Origin of the sequence: Moraxella sp. K23 (assembly GCF_041154765.1) — a bacterium.
Taxonomy (GTDB): Bacteria; Pseudomonadota; Gammaproteobacteria; order Pseudomonadales; family Moraxellaceae; genus Faucicola; species Faucicola tetraodonis.
On the sequence record NZ_AP031595.1, the window covers coordinates 234488 to 251077 of the forward strand.

At 45.0% G+C, this 16590-nt stretch carries 14 protein-coding genes and 2 tRNA genes; 11 read left to right on the forward strand and 5 right to left on the reverse strand.

The genetic code is table 11. The features are described 5' to 3' along the window. Nucleotides 1–230: 230 nt before the first annotated feature. From ACAM37_RS01045 to ACAM37_RS01065, 5 genes are all read left to right on the forward strand, one after another. Entirely contained in the window at nucleotides 231–1754 is a 1524-nt protein-coding gene (locus ACAM37_RS01045) for a Ppx/GppA phosphatase family protein (protein ID WP_095356620.1), read from the forward strand. Nucleotides 1755–1879: 125 nt separating this feature from the next. Continuing rightward, complete coding sequence (locus ACAM37_RS01050; RefSeq protein ID WP_369626331.1) at nucleotides 1880–2689, forward strand: acetyl-CoA carboxylase carboxyltransferase subunit alpha; 810 nt, start codon at nucleotides 1880–1882, stop codon at nucleotides 2687–2689. A 129-nt stretch (nucleotides 2690–2818) separates the two neighbouring features. Continuing rightward, nucleotides 2819–4303, forward strand: a complete 1485-nt coding sequence (gene tilS / locus ACAM37_RS01055; RefSeq protein ID WP_369626332.1) for a tRNA lysidine(34) synthetase TilS — start codon at nucleotides 2819–2821, stop codon at nucleotides 4301–4303. Between the two features lie 222 nt (nucleotides 4304–4525). Next, the gene (gene proC / locus ACAM37_RS01060) at nucleotides 4526–5365 is read left to right on the forward strand and encodes a pyrroline-5-carboxylate reductase (RefSeq protein ID WP_369626333.1); all 840 of its coding nucleotides are present in this window, start codon (nucleotides 4526–4528) and stop codon (nucleotides 5363–5365) included. 105 nt (nucleotides 5366–5470) lie between these two features. Next, a complete protein-coding gene (locus ACAM37_RS01065) occupies nucleotides 5471–6103 on the forward strand; it encodes a YggT family protein (protein ID WP_100285136.1) in 633 nt (210 codons plus the stop codon). 32 nt (nucleotides 6104–6135) lie between these two features. Here the strand turns inward: ACAM37_RS01065 and ACAM37_RS01070 are convergent, their stop codons facing one another. After that, the gene (locus ACAM37_RS01070; RefSeq protein WP_369626334.1) at nucleotides 6136–7788 is read right to left on the reverse strand and encodes a phospholipase D-like domain-containing protein; all 1653 of its coding nucleotides are present in this window, start codon (nucleotides 7786–7788) and stop codon (nucleotides 6136–6138) included. 10 nt (nucleotides 7789–7798) lie between these two features. Then, nucleotides 7799–8608, reverse strand: a complete 810-nt coding sequence (locus ACAM37_RS01075; RefSeq protein WP_369626810.1) for a hydroxymethylpyrimidine/phosphomethylpyrimidine kinase — start codon at nucleotides 8606–8608, stop codon at nucleotides 7799–7801. Between the two features lie 331 nt (nucleotides 8609–8939). Between ACAM37_RS01075 and ACAM37_RS01080 the strand changes: the two genes are divergently transcribed. Both ACAM37_RS01080 and ACAM37_RS01085 read left to right on the forward strand, forming a co-directional pair. Then, nucleotides 8940–9029: transfer RNA gene (locus tag ACAM37_RS01080), tRNA-Ser, on the forward strand. Between the two features lie 103 nt (nucleotides 9030–9132). Beyond that, nucleotides 9133–9209: transfer RNA gene (locus tag ACAM37_RS01085), tRNA-Arg, on the forward strand. An 18-nt stretch (nucleotides 9210–9227) separates the two neighbouring features. Here the strand turns inward: ACAM37_RS01085 and ACAM37_RS01090 are convergent. Next, the gene (locus ACAM37_RS01090; RefSeq protein ID WP_060994535.1) at nucleotides 9228–9446 is read right to left on the reverse strand and encodes a hypothetical protein; all 219 of its coding nucleotides are present in this window, start codon (nucleotides 9444–9446) and stop codon (nucleotides 9228–9230) included. A 63-nt stretch (nucleotides 9447–9509) separates the two neighbouring features. Here ACAM37_RS01090 and ACAM37_RS01095 point away from each other — a divergent pair, with 63 nt between their 5' ends. Continuing rightward, on the forward strand, nucleotides 9510–10154 hold the full coding sequence (locus ACAM37_RS01095; protein WP_060994536.1) for an RDD family protein: 645 nt from the start codon (nucleotides 9510–9512) through the stop codon (nucleotides 10152–10154). Here the strand turns inward: ACAM37_RS01095 and ACAM37_RS01100 are convergent, their stop codons facing one another. Both ACAM37_RS01100 and ACAM37_RS01105 read right to left on the reverse strand, forming a co-directional pair. Further along, complete coding sequence (locus ACAM37_RS01100) at nucleotides 10155–11060, reverse strand: polyprenyl synthetase family protein (RefSeq protein WP_369626335.1); 906 nt, start codon at nucleotides 11058–11060, stop codon at nucleotides 10155–10157. A 101-nt stretch (nucleotides 11061–11161) separates the two neighbouring features. Next, entirely contained in the window at nucleotides 11162–12982 is a 1821-nt protein-coding gene (locus ACAM37_RS01105) for an acyl-CoA dehydrogenase C-terminal domain-containing protein (RefSeq protein ID WP_369626336.1), read from the reverse strand. A gap of 390 nt (nucleotides 12983–13372) precedes the next feature. Here ACAM37_RS01105 and ACAM37_RS01110 point away from each other — a divergent pair, with 390 nt between their 5' ends. From ACAM37_RS01110 to ACAM37_RS01120, 3 genes are all read left to right on the forward strand, one after another. Beyond that, the gene (locus ACAM37_RS01110; protein WP_369626811.1) at nucleotides 13373–15151 is read left to right on the forward strand and encodes an ABC transporter ATP-binding protein; all 1779 of its coding nucleotides are present in this window, start codon (nucleotides 13373–13375) and stop codon (nucleotides 15149–15151) included. A gap of 132 nt (nucleotides 15152–15283) precedes the next feature. After that, a complete protein-coding gene (locus tag ACAM37_RS01115; protein WP_095356628.1) occupies nucleotides 15284–15922 on the forward strand; it encodes a MarC family protein in 639 nt (212 codons plus the stop codon). Nucleotides 15923–16260: 338 nt separating this feature from the next. Further along, entirely contained in the window at nucleotides 16261–16566 is a 306-nt protein-coding gene (locus ACAM37_RS01120) for a hypothetical protein (RefSeq protein WP_369626337.1), read from the forward strand. Nucleotides 16567–16590 lie beyond the last annotated feature (24 nt).

A 16590-nucleotide genomic window follows, 5' to 3' on the forward strand; every position in this document is an offset into this window, starting at 1 on the left:
TTGTTTTGATAGTTATGATAAGAAACATTAATGGCATCTAATTAATTGTATCTAAATGATTGTAACGATAGAATTTTTTAGAAAATATTACAGTCAATTCTTTTTACCGATGGACAGGCATGGGAGGAGGCAAAAATGGCAGTTGCAATAAAATGGCTTTTACTCAAGGGTGAAAATGCGTAAAATGGTGTTTAATCGAATTATTGACTTTAACCGACACTAAGTGAAATATGCCTGACTTACTTGCTAACAACGAACTTATGGCCGCCATTGATATTGGCTCAAATAGCTTTCATCTTGCCATCGCGCGGTTAGACCATGGGGAAGTACGAAAATTAGCATCAATGTCAGAAAAAGTGCAGCTTGCCGCTGGACTTGATGAAAACAACTATTTGTCGCTTGAGGCACAAAAACGCGGGCTGGATTGTTTGACCCGTTTTGTTGGAAGACTAGACGCTGTTTCCCCACAGCGGTTACGGATTGTGGCTACCAATGCCCTGCGCCAAGCCAAGAATGCGGATGAATTTATTCGACAAGCCAATTTAATTTTACCCAAACCCTTAGAAGTCATTGCTGGGCGAGAAGAAGCGCGTTTAATTTATTTGGGAGTTTCTCATACCAATGCCAGTACCGATAAACGCTTGGTGATTGATATTGGGGGTGGTTCGACGGAGTTTATTATTGGTAAAGGCTTTGACCCGATTTTGACCGAAAGCTTACAGATGGGCTGTGTTGCCTTTACCAAATCCTATTTTACTGACGGCGCTATCACCGAAAAAGCGTTTGAAAAAGCGATTGCTGCGGCGAGAAAAGAAGTGCTTGGTATTAGCCGATTATACCAAAAAACAGGTTGGGATAGTGTCACGGGCTCAAGTGGTACGATTAAAGCGGTCAATCAAATTTTGCTGCAACTTGGACTTGCCGATGAAAATGCTCGTGTGACCTACAGCGGTGTCAAAGAAATCCAAAAATTACTAATTAAAGCAAAGCATATCGACAATATTGATTTTGCTGATATTAAAGACACCCGTAAAGCAGTGTTGCCGGCTGGTGTCGCGGTGCTGTTGGCAGCGATGAATGTGTTGGGCATTGATACGATTTCTTATTCAGATGGTGCACTGCGTGAAGGCGTCATGTACGATATGCTTGGGCGTTTTGCCAGTGAAGATGTGCGTGATCGCAGTGTACAAGCCTTGATGACGCGTTATTCGGTCGATAGAAAACAAGCAAAACGTGTGGTACGTACCGCCCAGCAGCTGTTTGACCAAGTGAGAAATCGTTTGGGGCTTGATGAAGAGGATGCGGATTTACTTCGCCGTGGTGCCTATCTATATGAAATTGGTCTTGCCATCAGCCATAGTAGCTATCACAGGCACAGTGCCTATTTGCTGGAAAATTCGGATATTGATGGGTTCTCACAAGTCGATAAAACACGCTTGTCGCAGCTCGTCATGCACCATCGCCGTAAATTAAAACCTGATAGTTTTGATGAAGTCAAAATGGTGGGCGGTGACAATCTGGTGTATTTAACCCTGATTTTACGCCTAGCGGTACTGGTGCATCACAGCCGTAGCAAACATGATACGCTACCGATTCAGCTAGCGGCTAAAGATAACCATACTTGGGAAGTTTCGGTAAATTTAGCCGATGATAACGCAAGTCTTGTGCTATCAGATTTGCAAGATGAAATTGATATTTGGCAAAAGTGGGGCATGAGCTTATCCGTTGCCACTTATGAGCCAGCTATTGGGTAAGTAAATAGTTAGATAAACAGCTAAGTAAATAGCTAAGCAAATTTTTAAATTTTAAATTAAGAGCTTAGGTCTGTCATACTCTTTTGAGATGACAACAGTCGCAGTAAAACAAGGGAATAACGACAATGAGTGTTTGGGAAAAAGTACAGCTTGCACGTCATGCAAAACGACCATTATTTTTGGATTATGCCAACCAGCTGTTCACGGAATTTGATGTGCTGCAAGGGGATCGCGCGTATGCCGATGACAAAGCGATTTTGGGGGGTATGGCGATGTTTAACGACCAGCCTGTCATGCTGATTGGTCAACATCGTGGTCGCAGCACCCGTGAGCGTATTGAATACAATTTTGGTATGGCAAACCCAGAAGGCTACCGCAAAGTAGTTAGACTGGTGCAAATGGCAGAACGGTTTAAATTGCCGGTGTTGACCTTTATTGATACCCAAGGCGCATATCCTGGCGTGGGTGCAGAAGAGCGTGGTCAAGCGCAAGCGATTGCCCAAAGTATTGCGGTATTTTCATCCTTGAATGTGCCTGTGATTGCCACGGTAATCGGTGAAGGGGGGTCAGGCGGTGCCCTGGCGATTGGCGTCGCTGATCGTATCAATATGCTAGAAAACAGCATTTATTCTGTGATTTCGCCTGAAGGTTGTGCATCGATTCTATGGAAAACGGCTGAAAAAGCGCCACAAGCCAGCGAGGCGTTGAAACTCAGTGCAGCAAATTTAAAATCACTTGGCTTGATTGATGAAGTCATCGGGGAAGGGGAGGGCGCGCATATTAACAGCGATGTCGCTATGACCAACCTTAAAGCCACGCTGGAGCAACAGCTAGCGTTGCTTATAAAGCTGGATGAGCAAAAGCGTCTGCAACAACGCTATGAAAAATTAATGAGCTTTAATTCTACGGTGTCCTTACCAAAAGCCTCTGCTTGATTGTCAGTGATTTGACCTATTTTAGTGACCCATGCGCGTTTATTGAGGCGCCCATTATTTTATCGCATTTGTTTTATCCCACTGTTTTTCTCTCGCCGCATGAGCTTGAGCGCTATGTCGTCTATCCCTATGTCGTCTACCCTTATGTCACCTGTCCGTATGTCACCTGTCATTGAAGCGATTAAACAAAGTTATCAAACTCATATCAACACGCACTCCAAGGCTGCCACTAAAATTTATATTGCATGCAGTGGCGGGCGAGACTCGATGGCATTACTGTTCGCCTGTCAGCAGCTACAACTACCGATTCATGTCATTCATATCAACCATAAATTGCAAAAAATCAGTGATGACTGGCAACAACTGGTAGAAGGCTATTGCCACAAGCACCACATCGACTATGACAGCGTTTGTATCGATTGGCAATCGCAGCAAGTTTATGGAGCCGATAGCACAATCAGCCAAGAACAACAAGTCGGCACACAACAAGTCAATGAACAGCAAGCTAGAACCGCTCGCTATCATGCCATCATGCAGATTGCAGGCGAAAATGCCATTGTTGCCTTGGCGCATCACGCCAACGATCAGGTGGAAACCTTGTTGATGAACCTATGCCAAGGGACAGGATTGGCAGGACTGACAGGGATGACGGCGTTTGCGGTGCAACACGAATTCGGCAAACCCATTTGGTTATGGCGTCCGTTGCTCGGGGTAACGCGTGATGAGATTAGCGACTTTATAGCAGCGCACCATCTCCCTCATGTCGATGATCCTACCAATTTTGGCGTAACTAATCAGCGCGCTTTTTTACGTAATCAGATTTTGCCACTCCTTGATGAGCGCTTTCATAAAGTAGTGCAAAATATCACCCGCACCCAGCAAAACCTAACCGAAGCGCATCACATAGTTGATGACCAATATCAACAAGATTTGGCGCTATGTCAGCGCTCAAATGGCTGGACAAGTCATCAGCAATGTTTGCATATCCCCAATCTAAAATCATTGAGCCAAGCGAGACGCTTTAACCTATTGCATCATTGGGTCAAAGGCTCACAAAAATTTGCCCCCACTCGGCAATTGATTATACAAATTGAGCAGTTACTACAATCAGCGCAAACAGACCAGCAAGCGATTTTGCAGTGGCAGGGGATTGAAATTAGAAAATACCGCGATACGTTATACCGTCTTGATGCCGATTATGTGAAGGCGATTCATAGCAAGTCAGATAACAGGGTATTAGCCAATTTGACTGCCGATGTGGGATTATCTGAGGAATTATCTGTGGGGCTATCTCTAGAATTGGTGCTTGCTAGCAGAGCCGTGTTGCCCAATGAGTCTTTTCAATTATTGTCACAATCTTTTCACCAATCGTTTAAAAAACTGTGCCAACGATTTGATATTCCTAGCTGGGAGCGACAATTTGCCAAAGTGGTCATCCTGGATGACAACAAAGAAAAGGCACTCATTGCATCCCAAATACCAAAACGGTTCGCTTTATTATTGCCGAATATCAGTGTTTGGCTAGCAGATGCCAGTGAGCTGAATTTGGCTACCCAAGCGCCTTGTCCATGGCACTTGGTTTGGACAGACAGTCTGATGAGTGACGCTCCTTGATTTAACACTAGCATGGATTGAGACTGTCATGGACTAAGACTATCAAACCGCTACGAATCGCTTGAATTTGCGCCATGTATACCAATTTACGTTGTAAATTTGTCATCAAAATTTGCAGTAGGTATGGTAGACTTATTTGCGAATAATAGCGAGGGCGAACACTTTAACTACTTTCTTTTAACTGCTTTCGTCACCCCAAAAAAATGATTACAAAGGACATCTATGGCAACCACAACTTCTCTGAATATCGCTTTTATTGGTGGCGGTAATATGGCATCGGCGCTAATCGCAGGGCTATTAGCAAAAGGTCAGCCAAGTAGCCTACTGCATGTGGTTGAAACCGATGCCGAGAAGTTAGCGGATTTTGAGGCCCAAGGTTTAAATACTTACAATGCGAGCAATATCGACGATACCAAGCACGCCATCGAAAAAGCTGATGTGGTCGTGCTCGCCGTCAAACCGCAGGTCATTAAAGATGTGCTACTGCCAGTCAAAGACAGCTGGGGCGAGCAAGTGGTTATTTCAATTGCCGCAGGGATTGGTACCGATAGTTTAGCCGAATGGTTGGGGCCGCAAGTCAAGCTAGTGCGGGCGATGCCAAATACCCCTGCGATGATTCAAATGGGTGCCACAGGCTTGTACGCGACAGCCAGGGTTAGCGAGGCGGAGCAGCAACTTGCGCAGCAAGTGATGTCTGCGGCAGGACTGGTGTTATGGGTCGATGACGAAGACCTACTGCACGCCGTGACCGCTATCTCAGGGTCAGCGCCTGCGTATTTCTTTTATATGTTAGAGAACATGATTGCCACGGGTGAAAAATTGGGGCTGCCCCAAACCCAAGCAACGGCTTTGGCAATGCAAACGGCATTGGGCTCAGCGCAAATGGCATTGACCAGTCATGATACGCCAGCTGACCTGCGTCGCAAAGTGACCTCGCCCAATGGGACTACCCAAGCGGCAATTGAAGTGATGGATGCCAAACAAATGCATCAAATTATTGCCGATGCCATGCTAGCATGTGAGCAGCGCTCGCGTGAGCTCAGCCAAGCGTTTGGCAAATAACTCGGTTTGGCTATAAAATTGGCTACAACAGCAAATTTTAATTAACTATCTTAACGTCTTATCGTTAACAAGTGTGTAAGCAGCAAATAAGGATAAACACAGGGCATGACTAATCTTTTGGCAGGTTTGTTTGATATCGTCGTCGCGGCGGCGATGATACTGGTTTTCTTTCGATTTATGCTGCAGTTTGCTGGCATTACCGCAAAGGATGCGTTTGCTAAACCCATTTATCGTATGACACGCATTGTCGATGTGTTTGGACGTATTTTCCCAACCCTTGGCGATGGCAGAATCAATACCGCAAGTTTGGTGCTACTGTTTTTGCTGCGGATGATTTTTATTTGGGGCGTGCTTGGCATGATGCGCGTTGATAGCCAAAATATTGGGCTGTTTTATATGCCAGAGGTGAACTTAGCCATGGTCGATTATCTATCGCGGCATTTCTCACCCGTCATGATGTTTTTTGTGGCGGCGGTGACCTTGCTGATTGATTTTTTAAGAATGTGTCAGTACATCATTATTGGCTCGTTTATCGGGGGCTGGGTGATGCTTTTTACCCAAAAAATGCCAGCAATTTTTGGCCTGCTCACCTTGCTTAGTGAGCCAATTATTCAGCCATTTCGCAAAGTATTACCTGCCACAGGCATGCTTGATTTGGCACCTATGCTGGGTTTTTTCTTGATTATTTTGCTAGAAACCTTGGTGCAAACCGTAGGTGTTTATCTATTAACCCTCTAATCTTTCCCAAACGACGATTAAATGATTAAGTTTTAAAGCAGTGGGCTAAACAGGCGAATCGCGTTGTCCAAGAATTTTGCCCCAAAGCTACGCTGCTGCCATCCATCGCGCTGTAATTGCTCGCTTTGTTGCAGGTATTCATGCTGGCAAGTGAGCATTTGCTGGGTCATGGTACGATTATAAATCGCCATACTCACCTCCATATTCAGATAAAAACTGCGCATATCCATATTGACGGTACCAAACAAGCAATAATCGTCATCCACGCACAAAATCTTGGCATGTAGCAAGCCGGCATTGAACAAATAAATCTGCACCCCTGCTGACAACAGCGGCTCAAAATAAGCCTGTGAAGCAAACCGTACCAACACCGAATCTACTTTTTTGGGTACATTTAAAATCACCTTGACCCCACGCTTGGCAGCGGTAGTGATAGCAAGCAGCAGCGCATCATCGGGCACAAAATAAGGCGTGGTAATAACCACTTGTTTTTTGGCGGCAAAAATCGCACACACCAAGGTTTCGTAGATGACGTGCCCGGTTAATTCTGGCGCCGATGGAATCAGCTGCAAACTGACTTGACTCACCGATGGGTAAGCTTGTAGGTTGCTTTGCAGCGGCAAAATGTTAAGCAGGGGCGGCTGGGTGACGCCAGTGTTAGCGTTTTGAGCCACCTCGCTAGTGTTAGTCACGTGTTGTAATTTGTGATGATGCAGCTTTGAGGTGCCAATATACAGCGACTTAGTATAGAACGACTTGGTAAAGCGATTAACGATTTTTTTAAGGCCGGAAAAATTGGCGTTGGTTTCTGCGCTGATATCTGTAGTCGTGACAAGTGCCATGGCTTTCACCGAATTGACGGTATCATGGCTCTCCACCCGTATCATGACATCAATCCATTTACCCACATGCTCGTTTTGTTTGAAAAAATCGGGGTCGATTAAATTAAAACTTCCCGTATAGCCATAGCAATTGTCAAAAATAGCCAGCTTACGATGATTGCGGATATCAATACGTTTGACAATAGTCTTGAACAAACCCACGGGCAGCGACTCATGCACAAAAACACCAGCATCTTTGAGTTTGTTTACCCACGAACTGCGAAAAAACGCATGACTGCCAACGCTATCAGCGAGCAAATGCACGGATACGCCGCGCTGGGTAGCCGCCATCAAAGCTTCTAATAACTCAATCACCCGGCCTTGTGGCGATACAATATAAAACTCTAGCAAAATCATCGTGTTTGCCGCACGGATATCAGCTAATAAACTAGCAAAAATATGGTCAGCGTCTGTCATCAGCGTCAGCGTATGATGGTCATACACGCCAAGCCCAGTTTTTAATAGGGCGATATTGCTCAGTTGCCGTGCTTCGGTGTCTAAATTTTTGGAAATTTCATTAAAATCAATATGCTGAGCGTTGGCAAAGTCACGCAGTAATTTTTGCGCCATCAAACTGCGCTTACGATACTGATGCCCAATATTGATTTCACCAAATAACATATAACCGATGATGCCAACAACAGGCAGGGCAAATAACACCGCAATCCAAGCGATTGCCACGCTTTGGTGGCGCTGCTGTTGAATAACCCGCACAACTAGCCAAAGCGTGATGAGAAAATGGGCGATCACACCTAACTGTAATAGCAACGTCTTGACAATCGACCACTCCAATAATAACCCCATACTAGCTTGCCTAACCTAACATTGAGGTGTAATGAAAGCGCTTGGGAATTCTTTGACCATGAGGGTGGACAATGTCAGCGACTTTGAGCACGTGTTGTATCCAAATATCTGCGCATTGTACCGCTGTCACAAGCTCATCACCCAGTGCCAAACGACCTGCGATATAACTTGCCAGACTACAGCCTGAGCCATGATATTCACCCGCCAGTCTTGGCAAAATCGCTTGGTATGCCAGTCGGCAGGTTTGGTTGTCATTAACGTATAAATACTGCTCGATACCAGCGGCTTGGCTATCGTGAGACGTCTTGACTAGCACTGCTTTGGCACCTTGTTGACACAAATCTTTGGCGGCGGCGTGTAGATTGTCGATGCCTGTTAAATCACGCAGTTCAATGCTGTTAGGGGTCATTAGGGTTGCAAAAGGGGTCAACTGGGCAAAGGCAGCCACCAAAGTGTCTTTGTCACCTAACGCACCGCCACTGTTGGCCACCAGTACGGGGTCAAGCACATACGGCGTACCTGTTGCAATACTGCCATCGGTGAAAAGCTGCGCGAGCATCGCAATATTGTCAGTGGTGCCAAGCATCCCTGACTTGATAGCTTTGACAGGCAAATCATTTAGCACCGCCAGTGCTTGCGCCCTTACCAGCTCACTTGCGCATGCCTCAAACCCAAAAACTTGCTGTGAACTTTGAACAGTCACTGCGGTACAGGCAATCGCTGCATGACTCCCTGATTGCCCAATCGACTCAATATCCGCTTGCAAGCCTGCGCCGCCTGATGGATCTAACCCCGAAAAACACAATACAGTGGGGCGCAGTGTCATGCTGGGTACTAAAATAGGGGCAAGGGTAGCAAGGGTTGACATAAGATTCTCACAGGCTGGTTATCAATCCTTATAAAGGATTGGTTAAATGGTTTTTTTAATCATTAGTTTCAAACAGATTATCACATAACGACTGGGTTATAGGTAGGCGTTATGCGTAGGCACAGTGCCACTGCCAAGGTGCTGCAATTATTCTCACATAATTTTTTTAAAAAGTCTTGCAAATTTGGATTGGTTTGTTATAATGCCCACCCACAATACTTGAGGTTAATGGCGACATTGACTAAAATTATTGTACGGTGTTATAGATAAGTAAGACCAATTCGGTGACGTGGGTGAGTGGCTGAAACCACAGCCCTGCTAAGGCTGCATACGGGAAACTGTATCGAGGGTTCGAATCCCTCCGTCACCGCCATTTATTGAAGCAAAATTAGTTTTAAAATTATTTAAAATAAAGTTTGACAAAATAAATATTCTAACTTATAATAGCGCCCACTTCAAACGAAGACATTAGTTAAGCGCTTGTAGCTCAGTTGGATAGAGCATCAGGCTACGAACTTGAGGGTCGGGGGTTCGACTCCCTCCAAGCGCACCACTAATTACTTTGTTAAAATTAATCGCCGCTCTTTGAGTTTAGGCGATTTTTTTTATGTTTTATTTTTTTATGCCTCATATTACTCGGCGGGTTATTTTGCCGTTCCGTTTTTTTCACCCCTGCCTCACTATTGCCTAAGGCATTTTCATCCCATTTATGTTGATCTGAGTTATGTTTATCCCAGTTACGTTTATTTGAGTCATGCGCTGATGAGTCTGTAGTTGGTGTTTGAGTCATAGCGTTTTGGTTGTATTTAGGCTACAATTTCGCTACCACTACCATCATTCGCTTGCCATACCTATGCCTAAGACCAAAGCCCCAATATTAAAAACAGCTAAAACCAACAGCCAACCGCAATCCATGCCATCAGCGCCATTGCCAGAAGAACCTGTGATGGCAAAAGCGGCTACTCGGCTGATTGCTATGCTGTATGATGGTATGTTGATTTTGGCGATGCTGTTTTTTGTGCAGATGCTGCTTATTGTATTGGGCACCAAACTGCTAGGTTTGGCAGGGACGGATATGAAGCAAGCGGCGACATTACCGCTATGGTATCGTAATATTGTGCAAATCCCTGCGTTCGTGATTATCTTGGTCGGGTTTTATGGGGTATTTTGGCGTAAGGCAGGGCAGACGCTTGGCATGCAGACTTGGCGACTTAAAACCATGAACCGTGATGGCTCATTGCTAAGTTGGCGGCAATCGATGATGCGGATATTAGCCGCGTGTTTATTGCCGGTGGTCTGCGGGATGATAGGCTATCTCATCCACCAGTCGGTGGGTGCGCTGTATTTTAGTATGTTTATCGGGCTATTGTTTAATTATTGGTTTGCATGGGTCAATAAGCAAGGCTTGGCGCTACATGATTTGCTATCAAACACCGTGACCATGAAAATGCCAAAAATTAACCACGAAGGCTTGTTTGCTGGGCTTAGGAAGAAATAACTATTTGTCTCTTGTCCACAACCAGTCTGCCAAATCTACCAAATAATTATCATCGCCAAATTCAGCAATCACTGCATTTTTAGCGGTATCAAATAAGCTTTGCGCGTAGGTTTTGGCAGCTGCCACACCCAGTAGTTTGACATAAGTGGATTTATCCAATTTTTCATCACTACCCGCAGGTTTGCCAAGCTGCTTGGTATCGGCAGTCACATCTAAAATATCGTCTTGTACTTGAAAAGCCAAGCCAATTTGCTCGGCAAAGCTATTGAGTGCTTGGCGCTCGCTGTCAGTTGCGTTGGCACAGATGGCACCCATCAAGACCGACGCTTCAATGAGCGCGCCTGTTTTGTCACGGTGGATGGCTTCAAGCTCAGTTTGGCTAAGTTGTTGGTGTTCGCCATTTAAATCCAGCATTTGCCCCATGACCATCCGCCTTGCTCGCGGCGCAAACGTGGCAGAAAGCGGCGTAGCAAATTCACTGTTTTCACCAAAATACGCATGGGTCAAGGCTTCAAACGCCAAGGTCTGGAGCACGTCACCGGCCAGCATGGCAGCAGCTTCACCATAGGCGATATGGGTGGTAGGGCGACCTCGGCGCAGCGCATCATCATCCATACAAGGCAAGTCATCATGCACCAGCGAATAGCCGTGCAGACACTCCACCGCCATCATGGCACGGCGCACGTCATTAGACAATGGATGGGATGGGTGGGCAAGACTGTTGTTGGTTCTTACTGTGGCAAAAGTTGCTGCAATCAGTAAAGGACGTACCCGTTTGCCGCCATTGGTCATCGCGTATAGGCTTGCCTCATGCAGCGGTGAGGGTAACTTGCAGGCTTGGAGGTAGGCTGTGATATCAGATTCTAGTTGATCAATGACTTGGCGCGAAAAAGCAGTAAATTCCATAATCAATTCTTTTGTATGTGTTAAAATTTTGAGCAATAAAAAAGCTGCCCCCATTAAGGTTGAGCAGCCTTTTTGCAAAATGGCGCGACAAGTTTAACGCATTAGTCTAGGAAATTAAAGCTATCTAAATCCATCGCCATTAACTCGCTTGGTGCCAACATGCTCTCTGAGTGACCTGAGGCGCGTGGCAATAGTTTTTCAAAATAGAACTCAGCGGTTTTGATTTTGGCTTCATAGAATTCTTTGGTTTCGCTGCCGCCATTTTTGAGTTTATCATACGCTACAGCCGCCATACGTGCCCAGTGATAGCCCATGATGACGTAGCCTGAGTACATTAAGTAATCATCGGATGCCGCTGAGACGATTTCACGGTCTTTACGCGCTGTGAGCATGATACGTGTGGTAAGGGTATTCCACTCCGCACAATATTTGGTCAATTCCCAAACAAATTTACGCATGCCTTTATCTAATGCATATTCACTACACCATTTCATGATATTGGCGGTGTAATCAAGCAGCACTTTGCCTTTTGATTGGATTAACACTTTACGACCTAGTAGGTCAAGCGCTTGTACGCCTGTGGTACCTTCATACAAGGTTGAGATACGCGCGTCACGAGCGATTTGTTCCATGCCCCATTCTTTGATATAGCCATGACCGCCATAGATTTGCATACCATGTTTGGCGCATTCAATGCTTAGTTCAGTTAAGAAACCTTTAAGTATTGGGGTATAAAAGCCTAATTTATCATCCCATTTGTGGAACTCAGCATCGTCACCAAGCATCGCTCCTTCAAACATCTTGTCAGCATAGCGTGATGCGTGATAAATCATTGAGCGCGCTCCTTCTGAGAAGGCTTTTTGGGTGAGTAGCATGCGCGCAACATCGGCATGATGGATAATCGCATCAGCCACTTGGTTTGGCTCTTTGGTACCTGATAGGGTACGCATTGAGCGGCGTTCTTTGGCGTAGGGTAATGAGTTTTGGAAAGCCAATTCCATGTGCGCTAAGCCTTCCATACCTGTACCTAGGCGGGCAGTATTCATAAAGGTAAACATGGCTTTTAAGCCTTTGTTCGGCTCACCGATTAAATAGCCTGTCGCATTATCAAAGTTGAGTACCGCCGTTGCTGAGGCTTTGATACCCATTTTGTGCTCAATTGAGCCACAGTTAACGGGATTACGCTCACCAATCTCACCGTTTTCTGTGACCAAGAATTTTGGCACGATAAATAACGAAATACCCTTGGTACCTTCAGGCGCATCAGGTAGGCGTGCTAATACGATATGCACGATATTTTCCGTTAGGTCATGTTCACCGGCTGAAATAAAGATTTTGGTACCACTAATCTTATAAGTACCATCCTCTTGTGGGATGGCTTTGGTTTTAACTTGACCCAAGTCGGTACCACATTGTGGCTCAGTCAAACACATGGTGCCCGACCAACGACCTTCTACCAAGCCTGGCATATAAGTGGCTTTTTGCTCGGCGGTGCCGTATTGCATGATGGTATTCATACAGCCTACCGACAGTCCTGGATACATGGCAAATGCCCAGTTTGCCGTGCCCATCATTTCACTTTTGATGAGGTTGACAGACATTGGCATATTCAAGCCACCAAATTCTTCAGGAAACGGTATGGCTTGATACCCAGCTTCAACGAACATATCATAAGCTTCTTTAAAGCCTTTTGGCGTAGTGACAACACCCTTGTCAAAATGGCAGCCTTCAGCATCGCCTGATTGGTACAGTGGCATCAAGACATTGCTACAATAATCCGCAAAGCTCTCAAGCATCATATCCACGGTTTCAGGATCGGCATTTTCACCACATTTTAAGGTTTTGTAGTGTTCGGGGTAATTAAATACTTCATTGGTTAAAAAGCGAATATCACGCAGGGGGGCTTTATATGATAATGGCATACGCTGAAATCCTTTTAATAGGCTATTAACTAAGATAAAAAGGGAAAGGTAAAAATAAGTCCGCTCAGTATAAAGGTATTTCCCACTAAAAGCTTCAAATCATAATAAATATTCATAAATAATACTAATTATCATAAAATTATTTTATGATTTTGTGGGGCGAAGCTTTGCATGGACAAGAATGCAACAATTACCAACTACCTTAAACGCACTCGTTTTATTTAAACTTTACCAAACATATTAAACAACCAAACGTATTGAAAAATCATTTGTGAGCAACTCTTGCCAAATCTTCACAACCAATCTCCTAATCCATCGCTAGCTGATACGTCGACACTGCCAGCCAAACCTGCACCGATATCACTCAACAAACGCGAGCGCGGCGCCGTACTGTGGTCAATTATCAAAAAATTATCCGTTTTTGCAAAACCTTATCATTCATTAATCATGGCGACGTTGCTGCTCACGGTGGTTGGTTCATTTGCCGCGCAGGTCAATGCTTTTGTACTGCGTTACACGGTCGATCATTTGACCGAGATTCTCAAACTCAGCGAGCCGTGGCAGGAAGGTGCAAAACTGCTCACGACTATCAGCATCGTGCTACTGCTCAAAGAACTGTTATACGCGGCAATCAGCTTTGGACAGCGCTATTTTGGTGAAAAAATCCGTATTAATTTGTCCCGAGATTTATCGCAAAAAGTCGTGGCGCGTATTTTAAGTTACCGCATGGGGTTTTATACCCACCCTGATAACGACAGTGGTAAGCTGCAGACGCGCATTGATTTGGGTGTCAGTAGTCTCACGCGCTTGGTGCAAAACTTTTTTATCGATATGTTGCCGTTATTTGCCAATGCGATCGTAGCGCTGGTAGTGATGTTTAGCGCCAATGTGTGGGTGGGGCTGGTAGGGCTGGTGATTGTGCCGATTTATTTTTATATCAGTCAAAGACAAGCCACGCGCTTGCAAGGCTTTCGTCGGCAGATGCGCCACTACCAGGAGAGCAAAAGCGAGCAAATCATTTCGCTCATTAACGCTATCACCGTGATCAAATCCTTTGTCCGCGAACCGATTGAAGCGCAAAAACATTTTGCCATTCAAAAAGAGATGACCGATAACCAGCTCAAAACGCGCGGTATTGGCTTTGGCTATGATGCACTCAAAAGTTTTATCGAGCAGATTGGTGTCGTGGCGATTATTATTTTAACCGCGTATTTTGTGCTTGATGGGCAGATGACCATTGGCATGATTATGTTTCATGTGTTGTTGTTTCAAAACGTGGCATCGCCGATTCGCCAGTTGCATCGTATCTATGATGAGGTGAATGATGCGCTGACTTATGCCGAAGGGTTTTTTGATATCTTAGAAGATGATAGCCAAATCGAAGTGGTAGGCGGTGTCAATCCTGCGACGGTGCAGGGTGATATCGAACTTCAGCACGTGGATTTTGTTTATCCCAACGGCAACCAAGCCTTGCAGGATGTCAGCTTTCGCATTCGGCGCAACCGAATTACCGCGTTGGTCGGCTTGAGTGGTGCAGGTAAAAGCACCATTATCAATCTGTTGGTAAAATTTTATCAGCCCACGCAGGGGCGAATTTTGCTCGATGGCAAGGATTTGCAAGACTATGATACCCATGAGCTACGCCAACAAATCGGTTTGGTATTGCAAAAAAACCATATTTTTGGCGGGACTATTGAAGAAAATATTCGTTATGGCGATTTAACGGCCAGCCAAGCTCAGATTGAGCAGGCAGCAATACAAGCCTCCATTCATGAACAAATCACCCAGCTGCCCAAAGGCTACCAAAGCGAAGCCAAATCCTTGTCAGGTGGACAGCAGCAGCGTATTGCACTGGCACGTATGTTTCTCAAAAATCCGCCAATTGTCTTTTTGGACGAGCCGACTGCAAGTCTAGATGCCATTGCCAGCCAGCAAATCAAGCGCAGTTTGGATTTAATCAAACAAAATCGCACGGTGATTATCGTGTCGCACAATATCGCGCAGATTATTGACGCTGATGATTTGGTGGTCATCGAGCAAGGGCGCGTGGTGGAGACAGGCACGCATGATGAACTGTATCGCAAGCAAGGCAAATACTATGAGATTTTTAATGCCATGTCCGATAGTTTAAATCTTGATAAAATTACCCAAACGTTAGACAGCCATTAATTTAGGATTCATCATGCAGGCTTAGCATGCGTACTGGTGGCGCTAAGCGGATTAACGCCGTAACCTTGCTTACTTAAATTTATGCTACCATAACTATTTTCTCCTATTCACCCAACAAGTTAGTCAATGCTCATGGAATCTCAAGTCTTAAAAATATTTTTGGCCCTGGTGGTACTGGTCAATCCATTTGCCGCGTTATCGTTATTTATTGATATCACCAAAAACGCCAATCGACAACAAACTCGCAAAGTTGCGCTGATTTCAGCCATTACTGTGTTTGTGACTATCGCGATATTTTCGTTGGCAGGCGAGCCTATCTTAAAGGTGCTGGGGATTTCGCTTGGGTCATTTCGTATCGCAGGCGGTATCTTGGTATTGATTATTGCCATTGGCATGATGAATGGCGCTGGCAATGTTGCCAAACCACATGTCGGCAAATCTGGGGATTTAAATGGGGTGGCGTTTCAAGGGGCGGCATCTGCGGTGGTGCCGTTGACGATTCCGATGGTGATTGGTCCTGGTGGGATTTCTACCGTGATTATTTATGCCGCAAGTGGGCATAGTTATTTTAATATGTTAGCGATTATCACCGCAGGTTTGATTATCAGTATTATTACTTATCTAAGCTTTATGGCAGCGGGGCAGGTGAGTCGTTTCTTAGGTGATACCGGGCTTAATGTGCTCAATCGTATCATGGGGATGCTACTTGCGGCCGTTGCGGTAGAGATTTTTGTTGGCGGCTTAAAAAGTGTATTTCCGCAGTTGTTATAAGTTCAATGTTTCAAGCTGCATGGTTCGCTAAATAATTTATCACAGCAACCCTTAAGCATTATGCATTGTAGTCGCTGTGTTAATATCACAAATTATGCTTGATTTTTACCGTGAAAGTCGCCATTTTAATAATCATGCAATATGCCAAACCCTGTTAATAAGCTATCAACAGGCTTTTAAAGAGATGCAAGCGTTAAACCATGCTTACGTTGATTAAAGCGATATGATAGGGTGACTAACAGGTTGCTTACCCTAGTTCATAAGCTTAGTTCATAAGATAGCTACTAAGGTAGTAACCAAAGTAGTCACTGGGGCGGATAAAAGATTGAGGAGCGACGATGCAAAAAGATACAAAATCAGATTACCACAGCCTACTGCAAGCGGCAAAGGATGCTAAAGCAGAAGCGATGATGCTAGAGTTTGTCGAGCAAGATGATGGCAAGATGGTACTACGTACCTCGAATGACGAGTCAGAAGACTTGGTAAGCATTGAATTTTCTGACAAAGTGAAAGAAATGTTGGGGGACGATACCCAGTTGATTGGTCAAAGCATGATTCATGCTGCCATTCAAACCTTAATGCAAAAGCAGCTCTCGCAGTGGCATGCCAATGTGTATGACGAAGAACCCGTGCATTATAGTTAATGCGTAAAGCCTATTCATTGATTT

What these genes read in the sequence shown, in the direction of transcription:
- ACAM37_RS01090 (WP_060994535.1), bottom strand. Translation starts at nt 9,446, where the DNA reads ATGACTCAAACACCAACTACAGACTCATCAGCGCATGACTCAAATAAA.
- ACAM37_RS01120 (WP_369626337.1), top strand. Translation starts at nt 16,261, where the DNA reads ATGCAAAAAGATACAAAATCAGATTACCACAGCCTACTGCAAGCGGCA.
- proC (WP_369626333.1), top strand. Translation starts at nt 4,526, where the DNA reads ATGGCAACCACAACTTCTCTGAATATCGCTTTTATTGGTGGCGGTAAT.
- ACAM37_RS01050 (WP_369626331.1), top strand. Translation starts at nt 1,880, where the DNA reads ATGAGTGTTTGGGAAAAAGTACAGCTTGCACGTCATGCAAAACGACCA.
- ACAM37_RS01065 (WP_100285136.1), top strand. Translation starts at nt 5,471, where the DNA reads ATGACTAATCTTTTGGCAGGTTTGTTTGATATCGTCGTCGCGGCGGCG.
- ACAM37_RS01115 (WP_095356628.1), top strand. Translation starts at nt 15,284, where the DNA reads ATGGAATCTCAAGTCTTAAAAATATTTTTGGCCCTGGTGGTACTGGTC.
- ACAM37_RS01045 (WP_095356620.1), top strand. Translation starts at nt 231, where the DNA reads ATGCCTGACTTACTTGCTAACAACGAACTTATGGCCGCCATTGATATT.
- ACAM37_RS01095 (WP_060994536.1), top strand. Translation starts at nt 9,510, where the DNA reads ATGCCTAAGACCAAAGCCCCAATATTAAAAACAGCTAAAACCAACAGC.
- tilS (WP_369626332.1), top strand. Translation starts at nt 2,819, where the DNA reads ATGTCGTCTACCCTTATGTCACCTGTCCGTATGTCACCTGTCATTGAA.
- ACAM37_RS01100 (WP_369626335.1), bottom strand. Translation starts at nt 11,060, where the DNA reads ATGGAATTTACTGCTTTTTCGCGCCAAGTCATTGATCAACTAGAATCT.
- ACAM37_RS01070 (WP_369626334.1), bottom strand. Translation starts at nt 7,788, where the DNA reads ATGGGGTTATTATTGGAGTGGTCGATTGTCAAGACGTTGCTATTACAG.
- ACAM37_RS01105 (WP_369626336.1), bottom strand. Translation starts at nt 12,982, where the DNA reads ATGCCATTATCATATAAAGCCCCCCTGCGTGATATTCGCTTTTTAACC.